The following is a 25708-nucleotide window of genomic DNA, read 5'->3' on the forward strand; positions in this document are numbered from 1 at the left end:
GAGACCATCAAGGTAATGCTTGACGGCCATAAGTTTGATTTGAAAATTGTATTTCATATGAACTCCGAATGAAGGTTTAAAAAGTCCAACATTCGGGGTTCAGTTCATCGCAGGGGGAGGAGCAAAATAGCCCAGTTTCCTCTTTAAAAATGGTGAGATAGCGGCATCCTCACTGAGTCAGCAACGACTTCCCGCAGTGGCCAAAAATTCCCCCACGCATTTCATGCATTTCTCCCGCTCTTCCACATGCGGCATGTGACTGGAATTCTCGAAAATCACCCATTCCACCTTTGGGATCAGATCGTAAAAAGGCTGTACAACTTCCGGAGCGGCTTCGTCGTAGCGGCCGGAAATCAGCAGCACCGGCACAGTGATGGCAGGAAGGCGGTCGATAACCGTCCAGTCTTTCATGCTGCCGATTACGTGAAACTCGGTCGGGCCGTTCATGGCGTGATAGACGGTCGGATCGGCGTCCATCGCGGCGAAGGTGCGCAGGACGTCTTCCGGCCACGGGTCTAACCGGCAGACGTGGCGCTGATAGAACACCTGCGATGCTGCTTTGTAGTCGTCGCTGTCGAGGGTTCCGGCGGTTTCATGCGCCAGCAGGGTTTGCTGTACGTCGGCGGGCAGCTCGCTGCGCAGTCGGGCGGCGGCCTGTAGCCAGAGCGCCATCGAGGCGGGGGAATTGGCGATGATCAGCGCTTTCAGGCCAGCAGGTCGCGTCACCGCATGTTCGGCACCCAGCATTCCTCCCCAGGATTGTCCAAGCAGTGCGTAATCCTTTTCGATGCCGAGATGGCGCAGCAAATTATCCAGCTCGGCCAGAAACAGCGCAGGTTGCCAAAACTCTGCCGGTTTGTCGGGAAGGTGCGTCGAGCGGCCATTGCCAATCTGATCGTAATGAATGACGGCGCGACCGGTCAGGGCGATATCACGGAAGGCATCGACGTAATCGTGTGTGCAACCCGGCCCGCCGTGCGCGACCACCAGCGGCGTGACGCCGTTGTGCAAATCGCCGCAAACGCGGTACCAGGTCTGGTATTCCTGAAATTTCGCATAGCCCTCAGTGACGTTAATCATGCTGTTTCCCCTGTCGGTGAATAATCTTTTCAGGGTAAACATCGCGACGGCGCGACACAGCTAGTAAAAAAGATAGAAAACGGGAAGGCTCAGCTGTCGAGCAAACGGTAATGCATCGCGCGAACCACCGCCTGCACGCGATTACTGGCACCGAGTTTACGGGTGGCGGTGTTGAGATGCAGCGTCACTGTGGCAACCGAACGGCATAGTTTGCGGGCAATTTCTTTGGCGGTCAGCCCTTGTGCCGCCCAGGCCAGACATTCGCGCTCACGTTTGCTTAAACGCACGTGCTGACAGGTCAGAACGCTGCTGTCAAAAAGCGGCGATACGCACTCCTGAAAAGTCATCGCCAGCAGGCTCAGCTCGGCCAGCGCGTCGTGAATATCCAGCTCGTGTCCTGCGCCGCTATGAATACCGGTAACGGTGACAAACCCGCCGTCCGGCAGATGCAGCGGAACGGTCGCACCGCTCGGCATATTGTTATCGCACATATAATGGGTGACCGGTTTATTCAGATCGCTCAGACGGTTGTGCAGCGAGGTATTGTCAGGCCGCTGATATGACCAGACGAACGGCGCGCAGCTCTCAAGCGCGTAATGCTGCACCGGATCTACCTGATAATACCCGCTCTCCAGCCACAGCCGCTGCATATCCCCCGGCACGTTGCACATGTGCAACAACGATGGGGTGATCAACTCTCCTTCCAGCGACCGTGGAACCGGCGTGTAATCGTAGATCAGGGCATCGAAGCCCAGACGCGATGTCTGCGCGAAAAGCTGACTGAATGCGCCTTCCACCGTGGTTTCCCGCATCAGTTGCGCACCGTCGTTCACTGCGAGTTTCATGAATTTATCCTCGTCTGGCTGCTTTGCTGCATGAATTGGCTGATCGGGCACCGTTTTTGATCAACTTCATTTGTTAAATAAAAGTCATGCAATCGCAGTGCCACATCACGGCGGGTGCAAACCTAGTATTTTTGCTAACTACCGGCGAGGTTAGGTCGGGGCTAACGTAGAGCCAATGGCAAACAGACGCTCACATTGCACCAGAAACTGCCATTTAGAGGATTGCCATGCACCGTTATCGATTTGTGCTCTGGCGACCGCTGCAACTGCTGCCGGTGTTGCTGGGGATCAGTATTCTCACATTTATCATGGTGCGCGCCATACCCGGCGATCCGGCACGGATCATGCTCGGTGTGCGCAGTTCGCCGCAAGCCATTGCCCGCATCCGGGCGCAGTACGGGCTGGATGAACCGATGTGGCAGCAATATCTCTATTTTTTGCGCAACCTGATGCACGGGGAAATGGGTAAATCGCTGATTTACCGTGTTGATACGCTGAAACTGATCATGACGCGCATCGAACCCACGCTGTATCTGGTGCTCGGCAGCGTGCTGCTGGCGATGCTGTTTACCGTGCCGCTGGCCGCCACCGCCGCCCGACATCGCGGACGATTGGCGGATCAGATGATCCGCCTGATATCCACTGTCGGCCTTGGCCTGCCCGCGTTCTGGCTGGCTATCATGATGATTTTACTGTTCAGCCTGTCGCTCGGCTGGTTTCCGGTCTCGGGGTACGGCAGCGATGCGGGGGAGCGTCTGCACCATCTGTTTTTGCCGTGTCTGACGGTGGCGCTGGCGCTCTCGGCGGTGCTGACGCGTAATCTGCGCGCCAGTCTGCTGATGGAGTTACAAAATGATTATCTCACCGCCGCCCGGGCGCGCGGGCAAAACGAAAACCGCATTTTCTGGCGACATGTGATGCCCAATTCTCTGGTGCCGACCGTCAATCTGCTGGCGGTAAATATTGGATGGCTGATTGGCAGCACGGTGGTGATCGAAAGCGTCTTTGCCCTTCCCGGCATGGGGCAACTGCTGGTCAAAGCGATCATTAGCCGGGATTACATGGTGGTGCAGGGCGTGGTGCTGGTGTTTGCGCTGGCGACGGTGGGCGTGAATCTGATTGCGGATCTGGTAACGGTCGCGCTGGATCCGAGGGTGAAACTATGAAAATGAGCCTCACCGATAAAGCCCCTGCGCAGCGTCTGCCGGCCTTTCATCTGCGCTGGTTCCCGCGTCAGCAGGCGTTGCGACTGGGGATCTGTATGTTGCTGGTGTGGGTTTTGGTGGCCCTGCTCAGCCCGTGGATTGCGCCTTACGACCCGATTACGCAGGACGCCACCGCGACGCTGCTGCCGCCTAATCTGGCACATCCTTTTGGCACTGATAATTTTGGGCGCGACATTCTCTCGCGGGTGATGTGGGGCGCGCGGGTGGATCTGCAAATCTGCCTGATTGGCGTCATTTTTCCGTTCATCTTTGGCACGCTCATCGGCGCATTCTCCGGTTATCTCGGCGGCGCGGTCGATACCTTCTTTATGCGGGTGATTGATGTGGTGCTGGCATTTCCGTTTCTGGTGCTGATGCTGTCGATTATCGCCATTCTCGGGCCGGGTCTGGGCAGTTTTTACATCGCGATGGCGATGGTCGGCTGGGTGTCGTATGCCCGTCTGGTTCGCTCGCAGGTGCTGACTCTTAAACACCGCGATTTCATTCTTGCGGCGCGCAGCCTGGGCTACAGCCATACGCGTATTTTGCTTTTGCATCTATTACCCAATGCCCTGACCAGTTCTCTGGTGTTTTCGATGTCCGACTGTGTGCTGGTTTTGCTCAGCGGTGCGTCGGTAAGTTATCTCGGGCTGGGCGTTCAGCCGCCGGTAGCTGAATGGGGCGTGATGGTCGCCGAGGGACAAAGCTTTATCACTACCGCGTGGTGGATCACCACGTTTCCCGGCCTGGCGATTGTGGTGCTGGCGATGAGTTTCAGCCTGCTGGCCGACGGTCTCGGCGACAAACTGGGAGAGCGCCCATGACGCTGTTACAGGTGCGCGGTTTAACCATTGAAGACCGGCAGGGCATCGCGCTGGTGGATCAGCTTTCCCTGACGTTAAGCGCAGGGGATATTCTCGGGCTGGTCGGCGAGAGCGGCTCGGGTAAAACCCTGAGCTGTCGCGCCATGATGCGGCTGCTGCCGGGCGAAGGGCTGAGCATCAGTGGCGGTGAGATCTTGTTTAACGGCACGGATTTACTGACCCTCAACGACAAGCGAATGACGGCGATTCGCGGAAGGGAAATCGGCATGATTTTCCAGAATCCCGCCAGCCATCTCAATCCCGTGATGACCATCGGCCAGCAAATCGGCGAAAGCCGTCGTCTGCATTTTGCCGCAAGCCGCCGCGAGGCACATCTGCAGGCGGTGGACTTACTCCGGCAGGTGGGTATTCCCGATCCTTTGCGTCGGGTGGATAACTATCCCCATGAGTTTTCCGGCGGAATGCGCCAGCGCGCGATGATTGCCGTTGCGCTGGCCTGCGAACCGAAAATGCTCATCGCCGATGAGCCAACCACAGCGCTGGACGTCACCGTGCAGATGCAGATTTTACGGCTGCTCCGCGATCTGCGCGACCGTCTTGGTATCGCCATCATTCTGATTACGCACGATCTTGGCGTGGTGGCGCAAACCTGTGACCGAATCTCTGTGATGTACGGCGGGCGGCTGTGCGAAACCGGCGATAAACGCCCGGTGCTCGCGCAGGCGAGACATCCCTATACGCGCGGTTTAATTGACTGCCAGCCGGTCAGCGAGGGGGGGAGTGGAAGGCTTATCACGCTGCCCGGTCAGCCGCCTGTCGCGGCACGCTTTCCAACCGGCTGTCGTTTCCATCCGCGCTGCGCAAACGCCACGGCGCAGTGCCAGCGGATGCAACCTGCAATGCAAACCGCCACGCTGACACATAGCCACGTGGCTGCCTGCCACCATCCGCTGAACGGGAGGGAAAATGAGTCTTCCATCTGAAAATAGCCCGCAGCCTTACCCGTTGCTGGAAGTCGAAACGCTGTCGGTGGCGTTTCCGGTCTCGGGCGGTTTTGGCCTGAAAAAACGCTACGTGCAGGCGGTCAACGGTGTATCGCTGTACATCAACGCGGGCGAAACGCTGGGGCTGGTGGGGGAATCCGGCAGCGGTAAAAGTACGCTCGGCAGGGCGATGCTGCATCTGGAAACTGCCAGCGCAGGCCGCGTGCGGTTTCGCGGACAGCTGATCACCGACGGCATGAAGCCGGACATCGCCCGTCTGCGACAGCAAACGGCAATGATTTTTCAGGATCCGTACGCTTCGCTCAATCCTCGCCAGACGCTGGGGGAAAGTATCAGCGAAGTCTTGCGCGTGCATCACAAAGTGACAAAAGCCGACATTCCCGCCCGGGTCAGCGAGCTGCTGACGCTGGTCGGCCTTAGCCCGGAACATGCCGTAAAACGGCCACAGGCGCTGAGCGGCGGGCAATGCCAGCGTGCCGGAATTGCCCGCGCGCTGGCTATGGAACCACGACTGATCGTCGCCGATGAGTGCGTCGCGGCGCTGGATGTCTCGATTCAGGCGCAAATCATTAATTTATTGCTGGATCTGCGCGAGCGCATGGGGCTCGCGATCCTGTTTATCGCCCATGATCTGGCGATTGTCCGCCGTCTGTGCGACCGCGTGGCCGTGATGTATCTGGGGCGCATTGTCGAAAGCGGCCCGACGCAGACGGTGTTTAACGCGCCGCGCCATCCGTATACCGCCGCGCTGGTGGCGGCCATCCCTGAAATCGACCCCGACCGGCCTCTGCCAGAGCATCCGTTGCAGGGTGAGCCGCCCAGCCCGGTCTCGTTACCCGCAGGCTGCGCTTTTCATCCACGCTGTGCCCATGCGCTTCCCGCATGCCGGCAGGGCGCGGTACCCGAAACCCGGCATATTGCCGACCATGCCTTCGCCTGTGTGCTTGATGGCCACAGCCGCGACAGGATTTATCCGATGACTGAAGGAATGTGACATGAAGCAAAAGCATTTTAACGTTGTAGCCGCCGGGGTGCTGCTGGCGTTGAGCCTGGTCAGCGAAATGGCGCAGGCCGCGGGGGTATTAACCATCGGTCGTCGCGAGGACAGCACCACGTTTGACCCCATTAAATCTGCGCAAAACGCCGATAACTGGGTGTTCTCCAACGTCTTCGATCCGCTGTTGCGGGTCGATAACACCGGCACCAAACTGTTGCCGGGTCTGGCGGAAAGCTGGACAATTTCGCCGGACGGCAAAACCTATACGCTGAAAATGCGCGAAGCAAAATTCTCCGACGGCACGCCGGTGACAGCTTCAGATGCCGTATTCAGCCTGACGCGCATCCGTGACGATGTGGGATCTATGTGGAAAGACTCCTACAGCATTATCGAAACGCTTAAAGCCGCCGATCCGCACACGCTGGTAATCACCCTTAAGACCCCGTCGGCGGCATTTTTATCCCAGCTGGCGCTGCCGAACGCCTCGGTGATTTCACAACAGGCGCTGACCAAACAGGGCGCGGACGATTTCGCCGAGCACCCTGTCGGCTCTGGCGCATTCAGCGTGAAAGAGTGGACGCGTGGTGAGAAAGTTGAGCTGGTTAAAAACCCGTATTACTGGGATGCAGCGAAGGTGAAACTGGACGGGGTAGAATGGCTGACGCTGCCGGATGACAATTCCCGTATGCTGAAAGTACAGGCCGGAGAAATCGATGCGGCGCTGTCGATTCCGTTCTCGCGCATTTCATCGCTGCAAAAAGACCCCAAACTTGACGTCGTGCTGGATACCTCCACCCGCGAAGACCATTTGTTGATCAATCACGCCCACGGCGATCTCGCTAAAGTGGAAGTGCGTCAGGCGCTGGATTTCGCCATTGATAAGAAATCGATTATTGATACCGTGACCTTTGGCTACGGCAAAGTTGCTAACTCCTACATACCGGATGGCGCGCTGTATCATTACGCCGCGAACCTGCAACGTCCTTATGATCCGGAAAAAGCCAAAGCGCTGCTGGCGGCGGCTGGGGTGAAAAACCTGACGCTGAAATATCTGGTAAACGCCGGGGATGAAGTGGATGAGCAAATCGCCGTTCTTTTACAGCAACAGCTGGCAAAAGCGGGGATCACCGCCAATCTGCAAAAAGTGGATCCGAGCCAGAGCTGGGACATGCTGGTGGCGGGAGACTACGACATTTCAGTGATGTACTGGACCAACGACATTCTCGACCCCGATCAAAAAACCACTTTCACGCTCGGCCACGATTCCAACAATAACTACATGACGCACTACCATAACGAAAAAGTGAAAGCGCTGGTCGCCGCCGCCCGTATCGAAATGGATCCGGCCAGGCGCGAACAGATGTATATCGATTTGCAGAAAATGGCCAAAGCCGACGTGAACTGGATTGATCTGTATTACAGCCCGTACCGTAATGTGACCCGTAAAAATATCAAGAACTTCCATCAGAATCCGTTAGGCCGTTTCACGTTAGAGGAAACGGTGAAAGAGTAGTTTTTGCCACACCAGGGAAAATAAGCCGTTACATAAAGTCAGACTGTACACCCCCCTTGCCCGCTTCCGAGCGGGCTTTTTCATGCCTGTAAAACCTGTGTTATCCCGCCTCGCGGGTTAAATCATTCCTCAACCAACGACCAGTCTCGCCTTGCTTTTGAGCGTGCGCTCAAGTACCTTTCGCGCTTGAGCAAGTGCTCAAAAACTTCTGAGGCTTTTATGTTTTTCAATAACCGCTGGCTGACACTGGCTGTCGTCACCAGTACGCTTTTCCTGATCGTCGTCGATATGACGGTGTTATACACCGCATTGCCGCGCCTCACGCTGGCATTGGGGGCATCGTCTTCGGAAAAATTATGGATAGTTAATGCCTATCCGCTGGTCGTCGCGGGTTTGCTGCCCGGTGCGGGTATGCTGAGCGACCGGCTCGGCCACAAAAAACTGTTTATGTGCGGGCTGCCGGTGTTTGCACTGGCTTCTCTGTGCGCGGCATTTTCACCTTCCGCCGAAATACTGATCGCTTCACGCGTATTCCTTGCAGTCGGAGCGGCGATGATGATGCCCGCGACGCTGGCGATTGTGCGCCAGGTGTTTTCCAATGAACGCGAAAGGGCGCTGGCCATCGGCATCTGGGCGGCAGTTGCCTCCGGTGCCGCCGCGCTCGGGCCGGTGGTCGGCGGTGTTCTGCTGGAATATTTCTGGTGGGGGTCGGTGTTCCTGATTAACGTGCCGGTGGTGCTGGCTGTCTTCCCACTGGCATTCCTGCTGATCCCTCGCGGCGAGGGTAACAAACAGCGGCCGTGCGATTTCGTCGGATCGGCGATGGTCATGGCCGGACTGGTCGGCGTGATTTATGCGCTGAAAGAGCTTAGCCAGATTAACTCGTCATGGACAGTTATCTTCAGCGCTGCCGCTGCGGGCGTATTCTTCCTCTGGTTATTTGCCCGCCGCCAGGCGCGTTCAGCGCAGCCGATGATCGATTTTTCACTGTTCCGCAATCGCGCGTTTGCCTGCGGCGTAGGCGTGGCGATCACCTCGATGATCGCGATGGTCGGTATCGAACTGGTGCTGACGCAGCGCCTGCAGCTAGTGCTCGGCTTACAGCCGATCATGGCGGCGATGTTTATTCTGCCGATCCCGGTAGCCTCCGCACTGGCCTCGCCGCTGGCCGGTATGTTGCTGCCGCGCTACGGCGCCCGCGCGATGATGGTGGGCGGATTTGCTCTCGCGGCGCTGGGGATTGTGAGTTATGCGCTGTTTCACCAGACCGGCACGGCGATGCAACTTATCAGCCTCGCGGTATTAGGTTTTGGCCTCGGCGGGGCGATCACTGCGGCCTCGACGTCGATTATGCTCAACGCACCGGAAGAGAAAGCGGGCATGGTCGCGGCAATCGAAGACGTCTCGTGGGAGATGGGCGGCGTACTGGGCGTGACTTTATTGGGCGGCCTGATGACGGCGGTCTATAGCCGCAGTTTGTCGCTGCCAGCGGAACTGGTCACCGGTGATGGTGCGTATGACAGTCTTGACGAAGCGCTGCGTATTGCGGGCAGTCTCAGCCCGGAACACGCCTCGCTGATTACCGAACTGGCGAGAACGGCGTTTGACCATGCCTTTATGGCGGTGCTGATTTGCGCGGCGGTGCTGGTGATCGCAAGCGTAGTGGTGTTGAAAATGGTATTGCGTAAGTCATTGGGCACGCGCCAACCTTCCTGATAAAATGCTGGCCAGAGCGGTTGCTCAAGGCCAGCACAGGAAAGATGATGAAAGAAAACCCGGACTCGCTGAGAGCCAAAATTCTGGACGGCGCGATCAGTCTCTTTATCGAAAAGGGGATTGAGAAAGTCACCACGCGGGAACTGACCGAGCACGTCGGCATTTCCCGCAGCCATATTTATCACTATTTCAGCGACTGGCAGGCCTTGTGCATTGAGGCGTTGTCGGTGGTGATGCTGGCGGAACTGAAGCAGTTCACCGAAGAGATTGCCCTGCTGCATCCACAGGAAAAACTCCATACGCTGGTGCGCAATTATTTGCCGGACACGCAGGGCGACATCTGGCAGCTCTACGGTTCGTTATGGCAGCTCGCCGCGCACAATGAGGCTTATGCCGGGCTGGCGCGAATGATGGTTCAAAAGTGGCTGGAACTTCTGGCCGAAATCATCAGCGCGGGCATTCAAACCGGCGTTTTCCGCTCCACTAATGCCGGACGCGTTACCCGCCAGCTCTCCGCTATCATGAATGGGTATTCCGATCAGCTGATCGTTATGCCCTCCGCCGAAGCCCGTCAGGAAGCCATGGACGATATTCTGGATTTTGTGGGACTGGTGCTGGAGAAGTAGGAAGCTTTTTCAACGTGATCGGCCTGATCCCCAGGTCGGTCAGAACTTAAACGAACAGATGAGAAGTCTGATGTAATAAAAGCCCAATCACTTCGATTCTCAATAGTTACATCTATTATTTATATAAATAGCTTATTGTAGCTCTGAATATTATTTTCAAATTCTATTGAATAATTTACTTATCGCATAGTGCCTTTATGTTGTAATGTGAAGGTTAAGATTGCATGAATTAATCAGGATGAATTATGAATGAGCATGATCAATTACTTGAAGAGATTAATAATACTTTAGGAAGGAACGCAAAGCTTCGTGCTGAGGATAAACTTGCCGTAATAATGGTTGCATGTCTGTCTTTATTTCAGGAGTCCGGCGGTGATGAGATTAACATGAGGGTTTCTGATGGGCGCATATTATCATTAAAATTGGAATTTCCAGTCACCTCACATTAAAATATATTGAGTGAAACTCTGCACGTAAGGAGTGATTAATGCGTAATGCTTTTTGTAGCACTAACACAAGTTCAGAATTTCCAAAATGGAACTTTTGGGACGCCGGACTATGGTACTTGCTTCCAGATAACGATGAGTTAATTCTTACTGGCGAACCGAGGTCAATGGCCTACAAGGTAGCTTACCTCGAATTCAATAAAGAACTGTTAATACATTATGCACAATTAGAGGACGTGCCGATTTTGCTTTTGGCTGGAGTAGCTTTTAATGAAGCAGGCGGTACGCCAGAAAAAATAAAAGCACATGGAGTTCTTCAAAGCTATCAGCTGATTGATTTCATAAAAAGAGATGGTAATAAAAAATCGAATGCAACCTCTGTCGGAAGTTTAGCTATTCAACTTCGGGCAGCTGCAGAAACTCTGGGGCTTGACCCTAAGACCTTAACAACGACCCAGCAATTGCAATTGGCAAATTGCCTTATGAATGACAATTTTAATATTAGTGTTGTGGCTAAGCATTTAAAAAAACTGATTTTGTTTGATAACCCTATGGCAGTCAACACCAGCATTCTCACGGATGAACAAATGATACTTGCCGGTTCAAGATATAATAGGGGTACTGAGAGACAAAAAGAGGATTTCCTGGCATCAATAAATGAAAGTGCCACACCTGAAGTAAGAGAGTTTTCATCTTACGGACGGACTATTTTGAGGAGAAAGGGCATTATTTTAAAAGCTTTGGGGATGCAGGAATGAACACAAAAGTCGGTAAAAACCATCTCAGAAATTTACTTAACATATTGATAATTATTTATATACTATTTATTATGTTTTTTTCAGTCATAGGTAGCATTCCAGAATATCAATCTGCGATAAATGGTGAAGACATAAAAAATGTTTGTGATGTTCTTAGGGTTTTCGTATCAGATGATTTTAGAGGTATTTCAGCGATAGTTACGCAAGTCGCAATTGTACCTGTTGTTTTTTATTGTATAAAGAAAAAATTCAAAATAAAAAGTATCAATGTGATGTTAATATTATTCTATTCAATATGGATTTGGAATTTTATAATAAAATACAGAAATTGCCTGGGTTTTTATGTTTATACAACCAGCTCATAAATTCTATGCGCTGGTTGTCGATATTCAATACACTCGCTCTTCCCAAATGCTATATCCTGAGGTTCCGGCAGAGTGATGTTCCCACGTAATGCTTCTGTATTTTATTGAGACCATTTCTTCAGGTTGGTTAGTCGTATGGTCAATGGAATGAGGGCAAATAACACTTACTCTACTGATGTAAGCTTTCATCAACTTTATCGTATAGTAAAGTTGATTAGCACCCGGCGTTGATGTCCTGTAAACATCAATCTTAATATCCAATTCTTCATCATTCGAAATGGCACGCCAATCAGAGGTGATGACTTATCAAGAGGTTTTATAAATGATATCGGGCCATGCTTGACTTTAAGATCTCTGGATATCGTGTGTTCAAATGAATGAACCATGATTTGATCTTTATGCCCTGATTGGTATCTGTTACCAATTGAATCGAAGGTAGAACATCCGGCAGAGATTAAGCCCTGATTTTTCCCAGTGATAGATACATAAATCATATTAGCCATATGTAAATCCTTTTCGAAATTTTTATTAAGCAAGTTTCATTTAAATTCCATGGTAATTTTTAAAATGTGATCATTTTCAGTATGTCATTGCTTGTATTAAATGACGATACAATCGAGATCTATTTTATCTATATGTGATCTGTGTCTGTGTGTCTGAATAGTTTTAATAACATTGTTAAGTGATACTTTCTAAATGGATTGTTAATTTTCTATTTATAATCTAAATATTAGCTCTCTTCACAAAATGGAGTTAAAAAGCCAACAATATTGTTTGTATTATTAGCCTTTCAATAACATCTTAAACGCCTCACTAAACGTGCGACATATATAGCCATCAGCTACGCATAAAACATCATCGAATGAGTAGTCGGTATCTGCTGATACGGGCCTGCCTATGCCCAAGACCTTGACGTTGCATTTTAAAAGGCCGCCATTGCGGCGGCCTCCTTGTAACTCAATGCTCCCGCATTCCCGCCATATACATCAGCACATGAAACACCGTCGCCACGACAAACAACCCCAGAACGCTGCCGCCCCAGATAATCGCCATCCAGCTGACGCGTTTCCAGAAAGGCGCTTTGGTGATGACCTTGTCATCCATTTTCTGAATCAGATTCATAATGCGTGCCCTCAGTGATAGCCCTGATCCGGCGTGACTTTTCCGCGGAACACGTAATAGCTCCAGAAGGTGTACACCAAAATGATCGGGATGATGAACAGCGCGCCGACCAGAATGAAGCCCTGACTTTGCGGCGGTGAAGCAGCTTCCCAGATGGAGATGGACGGCGGAATAATGTTTGGCCAGATACTGATCCCAAGTCCGGTGTAGCCGAGGAACACCAGCGCCAGCGTCAGCAGGAACGGCGCGTGGTGTGCTTTTTGGCTGATGGCGCGATACATCCACGCAGAGACCAGCACCACCAGTACCGGCACCGGCAGGAACCAGTACAGATTAGGGCGGGTGAACCAGCGGGTCGCGATATCGCTGTGCGAAATCGGCGTCCACAGGCTGACCGCCGCCGTCACCAGCAGAAACAGCACCAGCAGCGGTTTGGCGAATTTATGCATCGCGTCCTGTAACTCGCCTTCGGTTTTCATGATAAGCCAGGTGCAGCCGAGCAGGGCGTAAGCCACCACCAGCGCAACGCCGCAGAACAACGTGAACGGGGTTAGCCAGTCCAGCGCGCCACCGGCGTAGGTGCGGTTTACTACCGGAATGCCGTTGATCACCGCGCCCAGCACCACGCCCTGACAGAACGTCGCCAGCACGGAACCACCGATGAAGGATTTATCCCACACATGGCGCTTCGCCGGGCTGGCTTTGAAGCGGAACTCGAACGCCACGCCACGAAAGATCAGCCCGAACAGCATCAGCGTCAGCGGGATGGTGAGCGCATCCAGAATAACCGAGTAGGCCAGTGGGAATGCGCCATACAGCGCCGCGCCGCCAAGCACCAGCCAGGTTTCGTTGCCGTCCCACACCGGCGCGACGGTGTTCATCATCACGTCGCGGTCGTGCTCTTTTTTCACCAGCGGGAACAGCAGCCCGATACCCAGATCGAACCCGTCCATCACCACGTACATCATCACCCCAAAGATGATGATCAAAAACCAGATCAGCGGTAAATCGATACCCATTATCAAGCTCCCTTAGTGTCGTCGGACAGTGATTCTTTGATGGCAGACAGCGGACGCGCAGGCGTCCGGTGCTGGCCGGGACCGCCGTGATCGACGCTTTCACCTTCGTGCGCCTGCGGACCTTTGCGGATCAGACGCATCATGTAGCCGTAACCCACGCCGAAGACCGAGCAGTAGATCACGATGAACAGGATCAGGCTGACGCTCATCTGCAACACGTTATGGTTCGAAACCGCGTCCTTAGTGCGCAGCAGGCCATAAACCACCCACGGCTGACGCCCCATTTCCGTTGTGATCCATCCCGCCAGCAACGCCAGCAGACCGGACGGCCCCATCAGAAAGGCAAAGCGCAGGAACGCTTTTGAGGTGTACATCTTGCCGCCGCGACGCAGGACAAGGCTCAGCACGCCGAGCAAAATCATCAGCATGCCCAGACCAGCCATGATGCGGAAGGTGTAGAAAATCACCGAGGAGTTCGGACGGTCTTCTTTCGGGAAGGATTTCAGCGCCGGGATCTGATGCGTCAGGCTGTGCGTCAGGATCAGGCTGCCAAGATAAGGGATTTCCACCGCATAACGCGTTTCTTCGCGGTTCATGTCCGGGTAACCGATCAGCACCAGCGGCGTCGGTTTATCATCTTTATTCTCCCAGTGACCTTCAATGGCTGCGATTTTCGCGGGCTGATATTTCAGGGTGTTCAGGCCGTGGGCGTCGCCCAAAAAGGCCTGGATTGGGGAGACGATCAGCGCCATCCACATCGCCATCGACAACATAGTGCGGATAGCGGGCGTATCGCGACCGCGCAGCAGGTGCCATGCTGCCGCAGACCCGACGAAGAACGCGGAAGCGAGGAAGGCTGCCGTGGTCATGTGCATCAGGCGGAACGGGAACGACGGGTTAAAGATGATCTTCATCCAGCTCACCGGCACCACCAGATTGTTCACAATCTCATAGCCCTGCGGCGTCTGCATCCAGCTGTTGGAGGCAAGGATCCAGAATGTCGACATCAGCGTGCCGAGCGCCACCATACAGGTGGAGAAAAAGTGCAGACCGGGGCCGACACGGTTCCAGCCGAATAGCATCACGCCGAGGAAACCTGCTTCAAGGAAGAACGCGGTAAGTACTTCATAGGTCAGCAGCGGGCCGGTAATGCTCCCGGCAAACGATGAGAACATGCTCCAGTTGGTGCCGAACTGGTAGGCCATCACCAGGCCGGAGACCACGCCCATACCGAAGTTCACGGCAAAAATTTTCGACCAGAAATGGTAAAGGTCGCGGTAAGCCTCTTTCTTCGTTTTCAGCCACATCCCTTCGAGCACCGCCAGAAAACTGGCCAGCCCGATGGTGATGGCGGGAAAAATGATGTGGAAAGAGACGGTGAATGCAAACTGGATTCTGGCCAGTTCTAGTGCATCAAGACCAAACATAACAACCTCTTTTTGTGCGTCAGGGTATCCCTTCAAACACAGGCACCGGCACGGGAACCGGCGATGTCTGACATTCGCAGGTGAAGTCTTGAATGAAAGGAAACGTATAACGGGGTTTTGCGAGAGGGCGATTTAACCACAGCCTGCAAAGGCAATAACAGGGACGGTTACGCAGGGAAATCAGTCCCTGAAACACTTTCCAAACAGAGGGGAAGAAAGGCGGCAGAAACTAAATTGGGCAGGAGTTGAGGAAAGCGCAAGTAACCTCAAAAATAGCGTGGAAATAATGTTGCGTTGATCTGGATCAATTAGTTTGGATGTTTTACAGATGTAATTACCCTGCTTCTGGTAATGACTTGTTGTGTGCCAAGGGTGTTACCAAAAGGTTAAAAATCGAATGCGCTCAGCGCAATCTGCTATTAATGCAATGTAAATTTATGTCATCGATTTGGGCGAAAAATGCAACCAGAAAGTAATTTCGGTAGTATTTGTTTACATATTCGCTACGGACCGCATTATCTCAAAGAGAGAATTAACATCGTGCCCGCTGAAATGAGCCACAAGGCAGCGACGGTAAATAATTATAAAAAAAGCTTTGTAGATCATATTGATAATATTTAAATGTTCGACGGAAATCTATAAAGCAACATCAGTCTATAAATATGAAAATTTAACATGTAAATTTGAAAATAAAAATCCTAAGCCATAAATAAAATTAACTTCACCATTACTAAATTAATAATTTAGTAATGGTGAATTGACATTTATATACATTCGGGATTATTCTTTTCTTGCCTTAATTGAGGTGATTAATAAATATAAAAGGAAATTATTATGATTAAGTTGGATGTTACTGCAGCGAAGAAAATCGTTGGCGGCGATTCCCGTATGGATTACAGATGGCAATCAGTAGTGGGCACATGTCATGCGTATTATCAAGAATTGGATAAACATGGCAATGTGACGAAAACTACTGACCTGGGCCTCACTGAAAAAAGATACTGTGGTCATTAATGTTATAAATCTGTTCAGGTAGTTTAACAGCCTGGTGAGTAATGGAGTGAGTTTTCACTAGGCTGTTCGTACTGTAAGCAATATCAATACCCCTCAATAAACATAACTGGCCGTATAAATTATAATTAAAGCGTTGGAGTGGTGATGCGATATATTGTTGTCAGTTTTTATATTACATTAAAGTTTTTTTTTGATGATGTTCTCAGATGTGTGAGTAAAATTACCGCAGCGCTGCGTAAAGCATTTCAATTTAGCAATGTTGATTTAAAAGTCATCTTTACTTTTTTGCATTTAAAACGTGTTTTAAATCTGGCGGGTAAACATAAGAAAAAATGCGCCAGGGTAGCGAATGAAAACATTCGTTGTCTGTTGGGCGCAGATAGGAAGATTAATTTCATCTGGTTGGCTCAGCGACGTGAGGCGTTAGATTACGCCGCAACATTTGGCCAGAATAAGAAGGTCATGACCCAGCTGGACGACTGCGCAGCCCAACTGAGTGCTGCAGTAAAACCTTTACATGATGCTGGATCACCTGTTGTATTGGCTCCGATGCATATGGTGTCAGATATTCTTTCTGGCATTGTGGCAGGAAAGGCGTATCCAGGTAATGGCACCGTTATTGTTTCCTCGAATGCAGCAACTTATCGAAACGAAGATCGGCGTCGTGGTGGGGTAAATTTGACTTACTGTTCGATACACGACAGCAATGAAGGCATTGGGGAGAATATTATGTCAGCCTGTTTAAATGCGGCTGAACACAATACGAATATTATTATTTTTCCGGATATTGTACCAGATTATACTTATAAAACCGGCGCCAGTTTTTCAGCCAAAATAAAATGCAGAATGTTTGGAAGGCCTGCGGGTTTACATAGTGGTGTTTACCGGCTGGCTAAAATAATCTCGGCGCAAGTGGTTTTCTTTTATCTCTACTACGACAATGGAATAAAGATCTACATTGATCATCCAATGGACAAAAAAGAAACACTCACGACGTTACCGGGTCTGATCGAAAATGCCATCAGGGAACATCCGCAAGACTGGTTGTTATGGCACCTTCATTCTTTATATTTTATTAATGATTAAGTATAAATTGGATATGAATAACTCTATACCGAAAATGGTATTCCAAAGCGAAATCAATGAGTGTGGGCTTGCTTGCGTTGCCATGTTGGCAGAATCTCAGGGGGTTGAAACTTCATTGGCTAAATTACGTGAAGAATACCCTATTTCTGCACATGGTATGTCTCTGGATAAATTGGGTGATATCCTGACGGGGTTAGACATTCCAACATATCCCGTGTTATTTGAATTTGACGAACTCAGTGCACTTCCTTTACCTTGCATTTTACATTATGGTGCCGGGCATTATGTAATATTATCCTACCGTAAAGGGTGCCATGTTTGTGTTATGAACCCAGGCACTGGTCAGCAATTTTTGACGTTTGATGCACTGAAGCGCGATATTAGCGGCTATGCTTTAGTTATTGATGAAGAATACACAAGTCATCAGGCTAAAGGTAAAAGCACATCAGGAAGAAGCTCATTTCTATCCTGCATGAGTTTACGTCAAACAGCCAAGATCAAAGGTATTTATACCTTGATGATGTTGGCGTTTTTAATCTCCTTAACGCTTTTTATTATGCCGATGATGGTAAGTCAGGCAATAAATAAGGCGTACACCTCGGTAGGGCAAAACGAGTTTCCTTACGGGCTGTTTTTACTCGTCTTTGTGATTTCTACGATGCTTGCATTATTTGTCCGCTGGGTGACTGAGCGATTTATCAAGCAATTTTCCTTTTTGAATAGCACTTCGGGTTTTTCCCGCCTGTTAAGCAATCCACTGCGCTTTTTTGAGCGTCGCGCACCGGGAGATATATTTAGTCGTTTTACCGCATGGGAAGCCGCTGCCGGGCGAAAAATAGAGCTGGATAATGGATTAAGAACGGATTGGGTCGTGGGCTTGCTGGCGTTTAGCGTTCTGGTTTATATGAATATGACGCTGGCATTAGTCTCTTTTGCAGGCGTAACGGCCATGGGGCTAGTGAGTATCTGGGCGATTTATCGTGACCGTTTTTATACGCAAATGGTACAAGTCAGGACCGCAGAGCAGAATGAATTTATTCTGGAGACAATCCAGGGTTTTAGCACGATTAAATCCTCAGGGCTGGTGGAGTTGCGTAAAAAAGGATTTGCCAGGTTCACCAGGTCTCTATTTAGCTGTTTACGTGATAAGAGCATATATGAGCAAGTGAAGAACAGCATTTACCAACTGGTAGGCAGCCTGGAAATGGTCTTCTTTATGTTGCTGGCGTTGCCATTACTTAAAGATGGCAGGCTTTCTCTGGGGGATTTTTTTGCTTATAGTTTTGTTCGCCAGATATTCTCTTCTTATATTACAAAGATTTTCTACTCCATTATTCAGAAAAACCAGCTTCAGGTTATTGATAATCGTGCAGAAGATATTTTTCCCTCCATAACCGAACATGTTAGCGAGCCAGAAGCCAGTCGAGTGATCACAACATTCGGACATTCGCTGAATTACAGCAATATTTCTTTCCGCTACGACAGCGTGAATACAGCGTTAGATAATGTTTCACTCTGTATGTCGAAAGGACAAATGCTGGCCATCACAGGCAGTTCAGGCGCGGGTAAAAGTACCTTAATAAAGGTTATTTCAGGGGCACTCGTACCTGAATCTGGAGAGATCAAGATTGATGGTTCCTCAGCCACTGCGGCGGCGGCCAGTTCGCTTTTTTATTTACTCAGCCAGGAGGATATTCTTTTTAATGCTTCGGTTGCAGAAAATATCAACCTTTTTGAGCCGAATGTAGACAGAAGCCAACTGGAGTATATGTCCGGATTACTTCAGGCATTAGATATGGCAGGCATCGTAGACAAACTCCCTGGCGGGATAATGGCGAAGATCCGTGAAAGTTACACCGGCCTTTCGCTGGGACAACGTCAGCGCTTATTGCTCGCTCGGGCGATGTACAGCCGCAGACCGGTAATGATTCTGGATGAGCCAACTGCGAATCTCGATGACGAAACAGCGTTGATTGTTGCTCAGGCCCTGATAACCCATTGCCGGAACGAAGATAAAACGCTGATCGTCGTGACCCACAGTAAAACGATTTTGCCTTTGTTTGACCGGGTTTGTCGTATTGAACAGGGCGGGCTGATCAGTCATACCTCTACGCCTGCGGAACTGTGCCCGTGATGAAATCCAAAAGGGCCGTTATTTGCGGTGTGGTCATGTTGTTCGTGGCACTTGGGAGCGCTTATTTTATTTTTAACTCGCAACCTCGTGCTATTCCTACCGGGGAGGTTGAAAAGATAACCCGTGGAAATATCCTGGCGACGGTGATTACCACCGGGACACTGAAACCTGTCCGGCAGGTCAACATTGGCGCACAGGTTAATGGTCAATTAAAAAAGCTCTATGTGCATCAGGGTGACAAAGTTAAGACAGGCCAACTGCTCGCAGAAATCGATCCGGTGTTACAACAAAATGAATTGCGCAAATCAGAGGCGGAACTTGCCAGCGCGCGCGCGCAATTACAATCATCACAGGTTTTGCTTAAACAATATCGGCTCGCGTTACGTCGCCAGAAAGTTATGTTAAAGGAAGGTTCCGGTATAAACAGCGATTTTGAACTAGTGCAGTCTCAGTATGATTCGCAAACAGAACAGATAAAAATGAATAAGGCCCAGATAGTTCAGGCCGAAATGGCGGTGGAAACGGCCAGAGCCAATGTGGGTTATACGAGGCTGCTCTCGCCAATGGATGGCGAAGTATTAGGCATCGTCACTCAGGAAGGACAGACTATCGTCTCCTCTCAAATGGCGCCAACAATTATGGTGCTGGCTGATCTAAGTGTGATGCGCATTCAGACGCGTATTTCAGAAGCCGATATCCTCAAAGTCAAATCAGGTCAACCTCTGTGGTTTTATGTTCTGGCCCAACCCGAACACCTCTATAACAGCGTGATGGGCGAGATTCAAAATGCGCCAGATAGCGTACTGAGTAGTAACGCAGAGACGTCCAACAATTCGCAGCAAGCCACCGCGATTTATTATAGCGGGGTATTCGAGGTGCCAAACGCTGAGCATTTGCTAAAAACCTCCATGACTGCGCAAGTTTCCATTGTGGTGAAAGAAGCGAAGGACGTGCTGCGAATTCCCCTTTCCGCACTGCAGGAAAGGGACGCGCAAGGGCGTTATCTCGTCACACTCATCGAAGGCAATCAGCGTGTTTCCCGTAAAATTGAAATTGGTACGCGTGATAACCTCTTTGCTGAAGTGAAATCCGGTCTTATGGAGGGGCAGTCTGTTCAGCTCCCATCAGTCGCTGTTGAGAGTACTAACAATGACTAGTCAGGCAGCGTTCCGACTGGTGAATGTGAATCGGACATTTATTTCTGGCGATATGCCGGTGCATGTACTGAAAAATATTTCGCTGGAGATAAAGCGCGGAGAAATGGTGGCCATTGTTGGTCCTTCAGGCTCGGGAAAATCATCGCTGATGAATCTGCTGGGTTGCCTGGATCAACCTAGCAGCGGGGAGATTCATGTCGCCGGCGTTGAGACGACTAAAGCGTGCAGCAATCAGCTTGCAGCACTGCGAAGCCAACACATAGGTTTTATTTTCCAGCGTTATCATCTTATGCCTTACCTCAGCGCACAGGATAATGTCGCGGTGCCTGCACGTTACACCAGCATGACGAAGGATGAGCAACGTGAACGATCCAGCAATTTACTGACTCGCCTTGGGCTTGCCGAAAAAATGCTCCATAGACCTTCACAGTTATCCGGGGGGCAGCAACAGCGTGTCAGTATTGCCCGGGCATTGATGAACGGCGCTGATATTATCCTCGCCGATGAACCCACCGGTGCCCTGGATGCCGAAAGAGGAAAAGAACTGATGACGATACTGCATAGCCTTCATCAGGCCGGGCAGACCATCATTCTCGTCACACATGATCCCCTTATCGCCAGCCAGGCAGAACGTATCATCGAGATAAAAGAGGGGCAAATCGTCGGTGATCGAGTAGCCAACCCCGTAAATTGCGTAAGGCAATCTTTACCTCATTTACACGTTGCCACCACAACCGGACGGCCTCAGCGGTTGCAAAGTCTTCAAGATTCGATCTCCATGGCCTGGCAGGCATTGCACGGACATCGTGTTCGCACTCTGCTTTCAATGCTCGGTATGATTATCGGCGTAGTGTCCGTCATTGTTTCGATGGCGGTGGGTAATGGCGCTAAGCAGAAAATTTTGCACGATATCAGCGACCTTGGCGTGAAATCACTCTCAATACACCCCGGACTGAGCTGGAGCGATCTCCGTCCTGATTTTGCTTTTAGCCTTTCTGCACGTGATGTCGACCTGTTGCAACATCAGACCTTCACCCAAAATGTCTCACCTGTAGTGAACACGTCGGTCAGTGCGTTAGCAAACGATCAGAATGTTTTTCTCGAGTTGCATGGAGTTGACCAGGACTATTTTGCGATTCACCGCATGGCCTTAGTAATGGGCAGGCATTTTACCCCTGATGATTTGGCAGAACGGTCTACTGGGCTTGTGGTCGACAGCCAAACCGCGAAGAGTTTATTTCCCGATAACAGTCACCCTGTCGGGGAAATGGTTCAGTTAAGTGGCGTGCCTTTTGTCGTGATTGGCGTAATGGATGTGAACGGCGTGCAAGCCTCGAGGGGGGGGCTCCAGGGCTGGATACCCTACACCACGTTGCAAGACCGCCTGGAGGGGCAGGTTGCGCTTAACTTGATTGAATTACAGGTAAAAGACGGGCTGGCATTGAACTCTGCTCAACAACAGGTTGAGCACTTACTCGATATAGCACACGGTCGTCGAGATTTTTTCATCCAGACGGATGACACGATGGTGAGCGCGGTAAAGAAAACCTCGGACTCTTTGACTCTTTTAGTGGCCACCATCGCCGGTATTTCGCTGATCGTCGGTGGCATAGGCGTGATGAATATCATGTTGGTTTCTGTCACGGAACGCACGCACGAAATTGGCATCCGTTTAGCAGTAGGAGCGCGTGAGCAAGATATTTTGCGGCAGTTCCTTGTGGAGTCAGTGGTCATTTGCCTGTTGGGTTCCATGATTGGCATTTTGCTGGCAATCCTGGCAGGGAGTGCATTCGCCCTGTTCACCAACAGATTTACGTTGCTGTTCACGTTGTTACCCATTTTGTTCTCTTGCTGTTTCTCTGCCCTGATGGGACTTGGATTTGGCTTTTTCCCTGCGCGTAATGCCGCTCACTTAAATCCGACAGAGGCTCTGGCGAGAGAATGAAGATCCTGCATGTTACCTTGGTGGCTCTGGCGTTAACGGGCTGTGGTTCGCTGATGAAAACAGACTATAAGCGTCCAGAGTTAACAATCCCGACGCAGTGGAGTACGCAGGAATCAGGCTCCGACTGGTTTGTGCATTCCCATCACTGGTGGACAGTCTTTAGTGATCCACAACTGTCACAGGCGATTGACGATGTTCTTATCCGTAACAACGATTTAGCCATCGCGGGGTTTCGCCTGCAACAGGCGTGGCTGGACAGCCACCTTTCAGATACTAACCTGACGCCCGATGTCAGCGTCTTGGGCAGTACGAACAATAACAAGAATATCCGGCGCAATACGGAATCAAGTGAAAACTACAGTTCTTCGGTTAATTTAAGTTATGAGGTTGATCTGTGGGGAAAGCTGGCACGCACGCGTGAACAGTCAGCCTGGCAGGCCGAGGCATCCGAATTGGATCGACAGAACACGGCGTTGATCCTCATCGGCAATACGGCTCAGTACTACTGGCAGATAGCCGGGTTTAACCAAAAGGTGGTTAATTCAGACCGTAGTCTGGGGCTGGCTAAAGAGACGGAGGCGATCACAAAGTCACGATTCGCCGCTGGCGCAGTTAGCCAACTGGATGTGCTACAGGCCACCCAGTCGGTGTTGGATCAAGAAAATAGTCTGAAGGACTTGGTTCAGCAGCGTGAAGAGGCAAGGAATGCTCTCGCGATTTTGTTCAACAGGCCACCTTCAATGCGGTTACCGGAACGCGACGCCCTCGATTTAACACAATCCATTACACTGAAGGCTGATCTGCCCGTTGAGGTCATTGCTCACAGGCCTGATGTGCAGTCCGCCGAACGAGATCTGCGTGCCGCCCTTGCCGGTTCGGATGTCGCGGCGTTGAACTTTTATCCGACACTCTCGTTAAGCGCTGCGTTAAGTGTAGGGAGCAGTGTATTTAGCCAATGGTTTGCCGATCCTATGCGGGCTGTGGGTAGCAGTGTCGCTTTGCCCTTTGTGCAATGGAATACAGTGCAACTGACGATTGCACGTTCAAAACTAGATGTAAAAGTCGCGGCTTCCCTCTTCCAGAAGACGGTGTATATCGCGCTGTCTGATGTCGAAAAATCACTCACACAGCGGCAGAAATGGACGCAGCAGCGGGAAAATGCGTTGCTCTCTCTGACGTTAAGTCAGCATCGATTAGCGCTGGCAAAAAGTCAGTATCTCGCCGGAGCGGTATCCATACAAACCTGGCTTGATGCTCAGAACAACCTCCTGACCGTTGAAAACCAGTTATCTGATATTCAATACAATTACCTCAATTCTACGATGCAACTCTGGCTGGCTATGGGGGGAGAAGCCATCCCGGAATTGCCTTCAGCAAAGGAATTTACCTGATGAATAAGAAACAATCGCCACGGAGAGTCGTCATTACTGGTTACGGTGCAGTTACCCCGCTCGGCATGACGGCACAAGAGAGCTGGCAGGCAATAATGGATGACAGGAACGGTTACCGGTTCATTGAAAAACATTCAGCGGGGATCAAGTCGCGTTTTTATGGCTTGGTTGATCAGCCTCTGGATGTGACATTTTTGCCAGCTGTCATTCGTCGTCGCTTGCCCCGCTTTGCACATCTGGCAATGATTGCCGCCCGTGAAGCGATGGAGATGGCTTTTGGCGATAAAGCTGCCAATGAATTTTATGATCCTCTCCGGTGCGGAGCCATTGTCGGAACTGGGTGGGGTGGGCTGGATGAGACGCTGGCTTTCCATGATCAGTATAAATCTTCAGGGGTAGGTTCGCCTTTTGGCTGCTTTTTCTCGATGCACAATGTGGCCACTGCGGCATGCAGCCAATTTTGGGGGCTACGTGGTTACCAGAACACGCCCGTTGCGGCTTGTGCCACAGGTACCATGGCCATTGGTGATGCTTTTGAGGCCATCCAAAGCGGAAGGGCTGAGATGATTTTGGCCGGTGGGGCGGAATCATTACGCAGTGATACGGCTATCTGGAATATTGATGTCTTAAAAGCGCTAACACGTGAAGAACACGATCCCATCAAGGCTAGCTGTCCGTTCAGTCGGGAACGTAATGGGTTTGTGCTATCTGAGGGCGCGGCCGTTGTGTGTCTTGAGGAGCGGGAATCTGCGCTGAGCCGGGGCGCAGTGATATTAGGGGAAATAAGCGGCTATGGTAACTTTTCTGACGCGGTAGATTTCACTGCACCGGCTGAAGATAAACTGGCACGTATAAAAACGATTCAGACGGCATTAACACAGGCAAATTTACGCGCTCAGGATATTGATTACATTAATGCGCATGGCACGTCCACTCAGCTGAATGATCGTAATGAAACAGAGTCGATCAAAATGGCGTTGGGCGATGACGCTTATTCTATTCCGGTATCAAGTACGAAAGGCTATTCGGGCCATCTCATTGCGGCGGCCGGGAGCTTTGAAACCATCATTTGCCTGCAAACCATACAGCATCAACGGCTTCCTTCAACCTGTCATTTACGGGTGCCTGATCCTTTATGCGATCTGGACTTTATTGCCGAAGGTCATCGTGAGAAATCCGTATTTCATACTCTGAACCTGAGCTTTGGTTTTGGTGGAGCGAACGCGGCTTTGATCATTAGCCGGGGTGATCTGTGACGCTGATATACACCCAGCAGGATGCTTCTCAATGGGCCACGTTTTCCGGTGACTACAATCCCATCCATTTTGATCTAAAAAAAGCGCAAGCGATGGGGCTGGGAGGTCTGACTGTACATGGGATGCGTGCTTTACTGGATATCAAAGACCATCAGGACTTCTCACAGGGAACTGAGGCTTATTATCGTTTTATTGCCCGTCTGCGGCATCCGGTGAAATGCCATACGCACTATCAGATAGCTAAAACCCAAAATCAAAGTCAACTGATTGAAAGTGCAACAGGTTTATGCTGCTTCTCCGGGAAACTGGAACAGATCGCGCCTCCAATCGTTCAACCAGAGTCCGCTGATGGGCATCTCACACCTGATGATATTTTGAAAATGCGACAGGAGTATCCGTTCATAAAAAACATCTATGAATGGTCGTTTCTTGATGCGGTATTGTTCCGCCTGATTGTTCAATCGCCGGAAATACTCCCGGCGATAAAGGGTAAATTACCCGACCTTAATGCTACGACGCTCGCTGATATTTTCAGAGCAACGCCTGTGGTTCAGACGCATCATGAAATTTTTTTTAGCGGGCACTATCTCTTGCCTGCCCCGGGTGCAAACAATTTCCAATACCGCATGTTACCTCTGCTTATTATGGGCGATTTTGCACACGGACTCGTGGTACGGATTGCCATGCAGGGGCATTACGACGCTATTCATTCACCGATAACAACCGCCATCACACTGAAATTATTACCGATGGCTAAACCTTGATAACAGGAACTGAT

At 50.8% G+C, this 25708-nt stretch carries 23 protein-coding genes and 1 pseudogene; 18 read left to right on the top strand and 6 right to left on the bottom strand.

The window, feature by feature from the left end; translation table 11 throughout:
• Positions 1 to 177 precede the first annotated feature (177 nt).
• Positions 178 to 1080, bottom strand: a complete 903-nt coding sequence (locus ACMHLI_RS19750) for a proline iminopeptidase-family hydrolase (protein ID WP_413530947.1) — start codon at positions 1078 to 1080, stop codon at positions 178 to 180.
• Between the two features lie 89 nt (positions 1081 to 1169).
• On the bottom strand, positions 1170 to 1925 hold the full coding sequence (locus tag ACMHLI_RS19755; RefSeq protein WP_413530948.1) for a LuxR family transcriptional regulator: 756 nt from the start codon (positions 1923 to 1925) through the stop codon (positions 1170 to 1172).
• A 227-nt stretch (positions 1926 to 2152) separates the two neighbouring features.
• On the opposite strand from ACMHLI_RS19755, the gene ACMHLI_RS19760 reads away from it, so the two are divergent.
• The 10 genes from ACMHLI_RS19760 (at position 2153) to ACMHLI_RS19805 (ending at position 11379) form a co-directional block, all read left to right on the top strand.
• Positions 2153 to 3091 (top strand): ABC transporter permease, encoded by a 939-nt coding sequence (locus ACMHLI_RS19760; protein ID WP_413530949.1) that lies wholly within the window; start codon positions 2153 to 2155, stop codon positions 3089 to 3091.
• A 2-nt stretch (positions 3092 to 3093) separates the two neighbouring features.
• Positions 3094 to 3954 carry an ABC transporter permease gene (locus ACMHLI_RS19765; RefSeq protein ID WP_413531054.1) on the top strand — a complete coding sequence of 287 codons (861 nt, stop codon included), beginning with the start codon at positions 3094 to 3096 and terminating at the stop codon, positions 3952 to 3954.
• Positions 3951 to 4937, top strand: a complete 987-nt coding sequence (locus ACMHLI_RS19770) for an ABC transporter ATP-binding protein (protein WP_413530950.1) — start codon at positions 3951 to 3953, stop codon at positions 4935 to 4937. The genes ACMHLI_RS19765 and ACMHLI_RS19770 overlap by 4 nt, the downstream gene beginning before the upstream one ends.
• Complete coding sequence (locus tag ACMHLI_RS19775; protein WP_413530951.1) at positions 4921 to 5952, top strand: ABC transporter ATP-binding protein; 1032 nt, start codon at positions 4921 to 4923, stop codon at positions 5950 to 5952. The genes ACMHLI_RS19770 and ACMHLI_RS19775 overlap by 17 nt, the downstream gene beginning before the upstream one ends.
• A 1-nt stretch (position 5953) precedes the next feature.
• Positions 5954 to 7468 (top strand): ABC transporter substrate-binding protein, encoded by a 1515-nt coding sequence (locus ACMHLI_RS19780; protein ID WP_413530952.1) that lies wholly within the window; start codon positions 5954 to 5956, stop codon positions 7466 to 7468.
• A gap of 219 nt (positions 7469 to 7687) precedes the next feature.
• Positions 7688 to 9184, top strand: a complete 1497-nt coding sequence (locus ACMHLI_RS19785) for an MFS transporter (protein WP_413530953.1) — start codon at positions 7688 to 7690, stop codon at positions 9182 to 9184.
• 47 nt (positions 9185 to 9231) lie between these two features.
• Complete coding sequence (locus ACMHLI_RS19790) at positions 9232 to 9810, top strand: TetR/AcrR family transcriptional regulator (RefSeq protein ID WP_413531055.1); 579 nt, start codon at positions 9232 to 9234, stop codon at positions 9808 to 9810.
• A gap of 245 nt (positions 9811 to 10055) precedes the next feature.
• Positions 10056 to 10259 carry a hypothetical protein gene (locus ACMHLI_RS19795; RefSeq protein ID WP_413530954.1) on the top strand — a complete coding sequence of 68 codons (204 nt, stop codon included), beginning with the start codon at positions 10056 to 10058 and terminating at the stop codon, positions 10257 to 10259.
• Between the two features lie 38 nt (positions 10260 to 10297).
• Positions 10298 to 11014 (top strand): hypothetical protein, encoded by a 717-nt coding sequence (locus tag ACMHLI_RS19800; RefSeq protein WP_413530955.1) that lies wholly within the window; start codon positions 10298 to 10300, stop codon positions 11012 to 11014.
• A complete protein-coding gene (locus tag ACMHLI_RS19805; RefSeq protein WP_413530956.1) occupies positions 11011 to 11379 on the top strand; it encodes a DUF2645 family protein in 369 nt (122 codons plus the stop codon). Before ACMHLI_RS19800 ends, ACMHLI_RS19805 begins: the two co-directional genes overlap by 4 nt.
• Positions 11380 to 11403: 24 nt before the next feature.
• Here ACMHLI_RS19805 and ACMHLI_RS19810 read toward each other — a convergent pair.
• From ACMHLI_RS19810 to ACMHLI_RS19825, 4 genes and pseudogenes are all read right to left on the bottom strand, one after another.
• Positions 11404 to 11882: pseudogene (locus ACMHLI_RS19810) on the bottom strand (Hcp family type VI secretion system effector).
• Between the two features lie 454 nt (positions 11883 to 12336).
• On the bottom strand, positions 12337 to 12501 hold the full coding sequence (locus tag ACMHLI_RS19815; RefSeq protein WP_413530957.1) for a DUF2474 domain-containing protein: 165 nt from the start codon (positions 12499 to 12501) through the stop codon (positions 12337 to 12339).
• Positions 12502 to 12512: 11 nt separating this feature from the next.
• Positions 12513 to 13520, bottom strand: a complete 1008-nt coding sequence (gene cydB / locus ACMHLI_RS19820; RefSeq protein ID WP_413530958.1) for a cytochrome d ubiquinol oxidase subunit II — start codon at positions 13518 to 13520, stop codon at positions 12513 to 12515.
• A 2-nt stretch (positions 13521 to 13522) separates the two neighbouring features.
• A complete protein-coding gene (locus tag ACMHLI_RS19825) occupies positions 13523 to 14947 on the bottom strand; it encodes a cytochrome ubiquinol oxidase subunit I (protein ID WP_413530959.1) in 1425 nt (474 codons plus the stop codon).
• Between the two features lie 834 nt (positions 14948 to 15781).
• On the opposite strand from ACMHLI_RS19825, the gene ACMHLI_RS19830 reads away from it, so the two are divergent.
• The 8 genes from ACMHLI_RS19830 (at position 15782) to ACMHLI_RS19865 (ending at position 25694) form a co-directional block, all read left to right on the top strand.
• Complete coding sequence (locus ACMHLI_RS19830) at positions 15782 to 15961, top strand: hypothetical protein (protein ID WP_413530960.1); 180 nt, start codon at positions 15782 to 15784, stop codon at positions 15959 to 15961.
• 144 nt (positions 15962 to 16105) lie between these two features.
• On the top strand, positions 16106 to 17047 hold the full coding sequence (locus tag ACMHLI_RS19835; protein ID WP_413530961.1) for an ABC transporter: 942 nt from the start codon (positions 16106 to 16108) through the stop codon (positions 17045 to 17047).
• 13 nt (positions 17048 to 17060) lie between these two features.
• Positions 17061 to 19181 (top strand): peptidase domain-containing ABC transporter, encoded by a 2121-nt coding sequence (locus ACMHLI_RS19840; protein WP_413531056.1) that lies wholly within the window; start codon positions 17061 to 17063, stop codon positions 19179 to 19181.
• Positions 19181 to 20338 carry an efflux RND transporter periplasmic adaptor subunit gene (locus tag ACMHLI_RS19845; protein ID WP_413531057.1) on the top strand — a complete coding sequence of 386 codons (1158 nt, stop codon included), beginning with the start codon at positions 19181 to 19183 and terminating at the stop codon, positions 20336 to 20338. The genes ACMHLI_RS19840 and ACMHLI_RS19845 overlap by 1 nt, the downstream gene beginning before the upstream one ends.
• Positions 20331 to 22283, top strand: a complete 1953-nt coding sequence (locus ACMHLI_RS19850; RefSeq protein ID WP_413530962.1) for an ABC transporter permease — start codon at positions 20331 to 20333, stop codon at positions 22281 to 22283. The genes ACMHLI_RS19845 and ACMHLI_RS19850 overlap by 8 nt, the downstream gene beginning before the upstream one ends.
• Positions 22280 to 23674 (top strand): TolC family protein, encoded by a 1395-nt coding sequence (locus ACMHLI_RS19855; RefSeq protein WP_413530963.1) that lies wholly within the window; start codon positions 22280 to 22282, stop codon positions 23672 to 23674. The genes ACMHLI_RS19850 and ACMHLI_RS19855 overlap by 4 nt, the downstream gene beginning before the upstream one ends.
• Positions 23674 to 24930, top strand: a complete 1257-nt coding sequence (locus ACMHLI_RS19860) for a beta-ketoacyl-[acyl-carrier-protein] synthase family protein (RefSeq protein ID WP_413530964.1) — start codon at positions 23674 to 23676, stop codon at positions 24928 to 24930. The genes ACMHLI_RS19855 and ACMHLI_RS19860 overlap by 1 nt, the downstream gene beginning before the upstream one ends.
• Positions 24927 to 25694, top strand: coding sequence for a MaoC/PaaZ C-terminal domain-containing protein (locus ACMHLI_RS19865; RefSeq protein ID WP_413530965.1), 768 nt, complete (start codon positions 24927 to 24929; stop codon positions 25692 to 25694). Before ACMHLI_RS19860 ends, ACMHLI_RS19865 begins: the two co-directional genes overlap by 4 nt.
• Positions 25695 to 25708 lie beyond the last annotated feature (14 nt).

Source organism: Rahnella inusitata, from assembly GCF_965118895.1.
GTDB lineage: Bacteria > Pseudomonadota > Gammaproteobacteria > Enterobacterales > Enterobacteriaceae > Rahnella > Rahnella inusitata_A.

Coding starts and splice junctions, on each gene's coding strand:
- ACMHLI_RS19750 (WP_413530947.1), bottom strand. CDS start 1,080: ATGATTAACGTCACTGAGGGCTATGCGAAATTTCAGGAATACCAGACC.
- ACMHLI_RS19755 (WP_413530948.1), bottom strand. CDS start 1,925: ATGAAACTCGCAGTGAACGACGGTGCGCAACTGATGCGGGAAACCACG.
- ACMHLI_RS19760 (WP_413530949.1), top strand. CDS start 2,153: ATGCACCGTTATCGATTTGTGCTCTGGCGACCGCTGCAACTGCTGCCG.
- ACMHLI_RS19765 (WP_413531054.1), top strand. CDS start 3,094: ATGAGCCTCACCGATAAAGCCCCTGCGCAGCGTCTGCCGGCCTTTCAT.
- ACMHLI_RS19770 (WP_413530950.1), top strand. CDS start 3,951: ATGACGCTGTTACAGGTGCGCGGTTTAACCATTGAAGACCGGCAGGGC.
- ACMHLI_RS19775 (WP_413530951.1), top strand. CDS start 4,921: ATGAGTCTTCCATCTGAAAATAGCCCGCAGCCTTACCCGTTGCTGGAA.
- ACMHLI_RS19780 (WP_413530952.1), top strand. CDS start 5,954: ATGAAGCAAAAGCATTTTAACGTTGTAGCCGCCGGGGTGCTGCTGGCG.
- ACMHLI_RS19785 (WP_413530953.1), top strand. CDS start 7,688: ATGTTTTTCAATAACCGCTGGCTGACACTGGCTGTCGTCACCAGTACG.
- ACMHLI_RS19790 (WP_413531055.1), top strand. CDS start 9,232: ATGAAAGAAAACCCGGACTCGCTGAGAGCCAAAATTCTGGACGGCGCG.
- ACMHLI_RS19795 (WP_413530954.1), top strand. CDS start 10,056: ATGAATGAGCATGATCAATTACTTGAAGAGATTAATAATACTTTAGGA.
- ACMHLI_RS19800 (WP_413530955.1), top strand. CDS start 10,298: ATGCGTAATGCTTTTTGTAGCACTAACACAAGTTCAGAATTTCCAAAA.
- ACMHLI_RS19805 (WP_413530956.1), top strand. CDS start 11,011: ATGAACACAAAAGTCGGTAAAAACCATCTCAGAAATTTACTTAACATA.
- ACMHLI_RS19815 (WP_413530957.1), bottom strand. CDS start 12,501: ATGAATCTGATTCAGAAAATGGATGACAAGGTCATCACCAAAGCGCCT.
- cydB (WP_413530958.1), bottom strand. CDS start 13,520: ATGGGTATCGATTTACCGCTGATCTGGTTTTTGATCATCATCTTTGGG.
- ACMHLI_RS19825 (WP_413530959.1), bottom strand. CDS start 14,947: ATGTTTGGTCTTGATGCACTAGAACTGGCCAGAATCCAGTTTGCATTC.
- ACMHLI_RS19830 (WP_413530960.1), top strand. CDS start 15,782: ATGATTAAGTTGGATGTTACTGCAGCGAAGAAAATCGTTGGCGGCGAT.
- ACMHLI_RS19835 (WP_413530961.1), top strand. CDS start 16,106: ATGCGATATATTGTTGTCAGTTTTTATATTACATTAAAGTTTTTTTTT.
- ACMHLI_RS19840 (WP_413531056.1), top strand. CDS start 17,061: ATGAATAACTCTATACCGAAAATGGTATTCCAAAGCGAAATCAATGAG.
- ACMHLI_RS19845 (WP_413531057.1), top strand. CDS start 19,181: ATGAAATCCAAAAGGGCCGTTATTTGCGGTGTGGTCATGTTGTTCGTG.
- ACMHLI_RS19850 (WP_413530962.1), top strand. CDS start 20,331: ATGACTAGTCAGGCAGCGTTCCGACTGGTGAATGTGAATCGGACATTT.
- ACMHLI_RS19855 (WP_413530963.1), top strand. CDS start 22,280: ATGAAGATCCTGCATGTTACCTTGGTGGCTCTGGCGTTAACGGGCTGT.
- ACMHLI_RS19860 (WP_413530964.1), top strand. CDS start 23,674: ATGAATAAGAAACAATCGCCACGGAGAGTCGTCATTACTGGTTACGGT.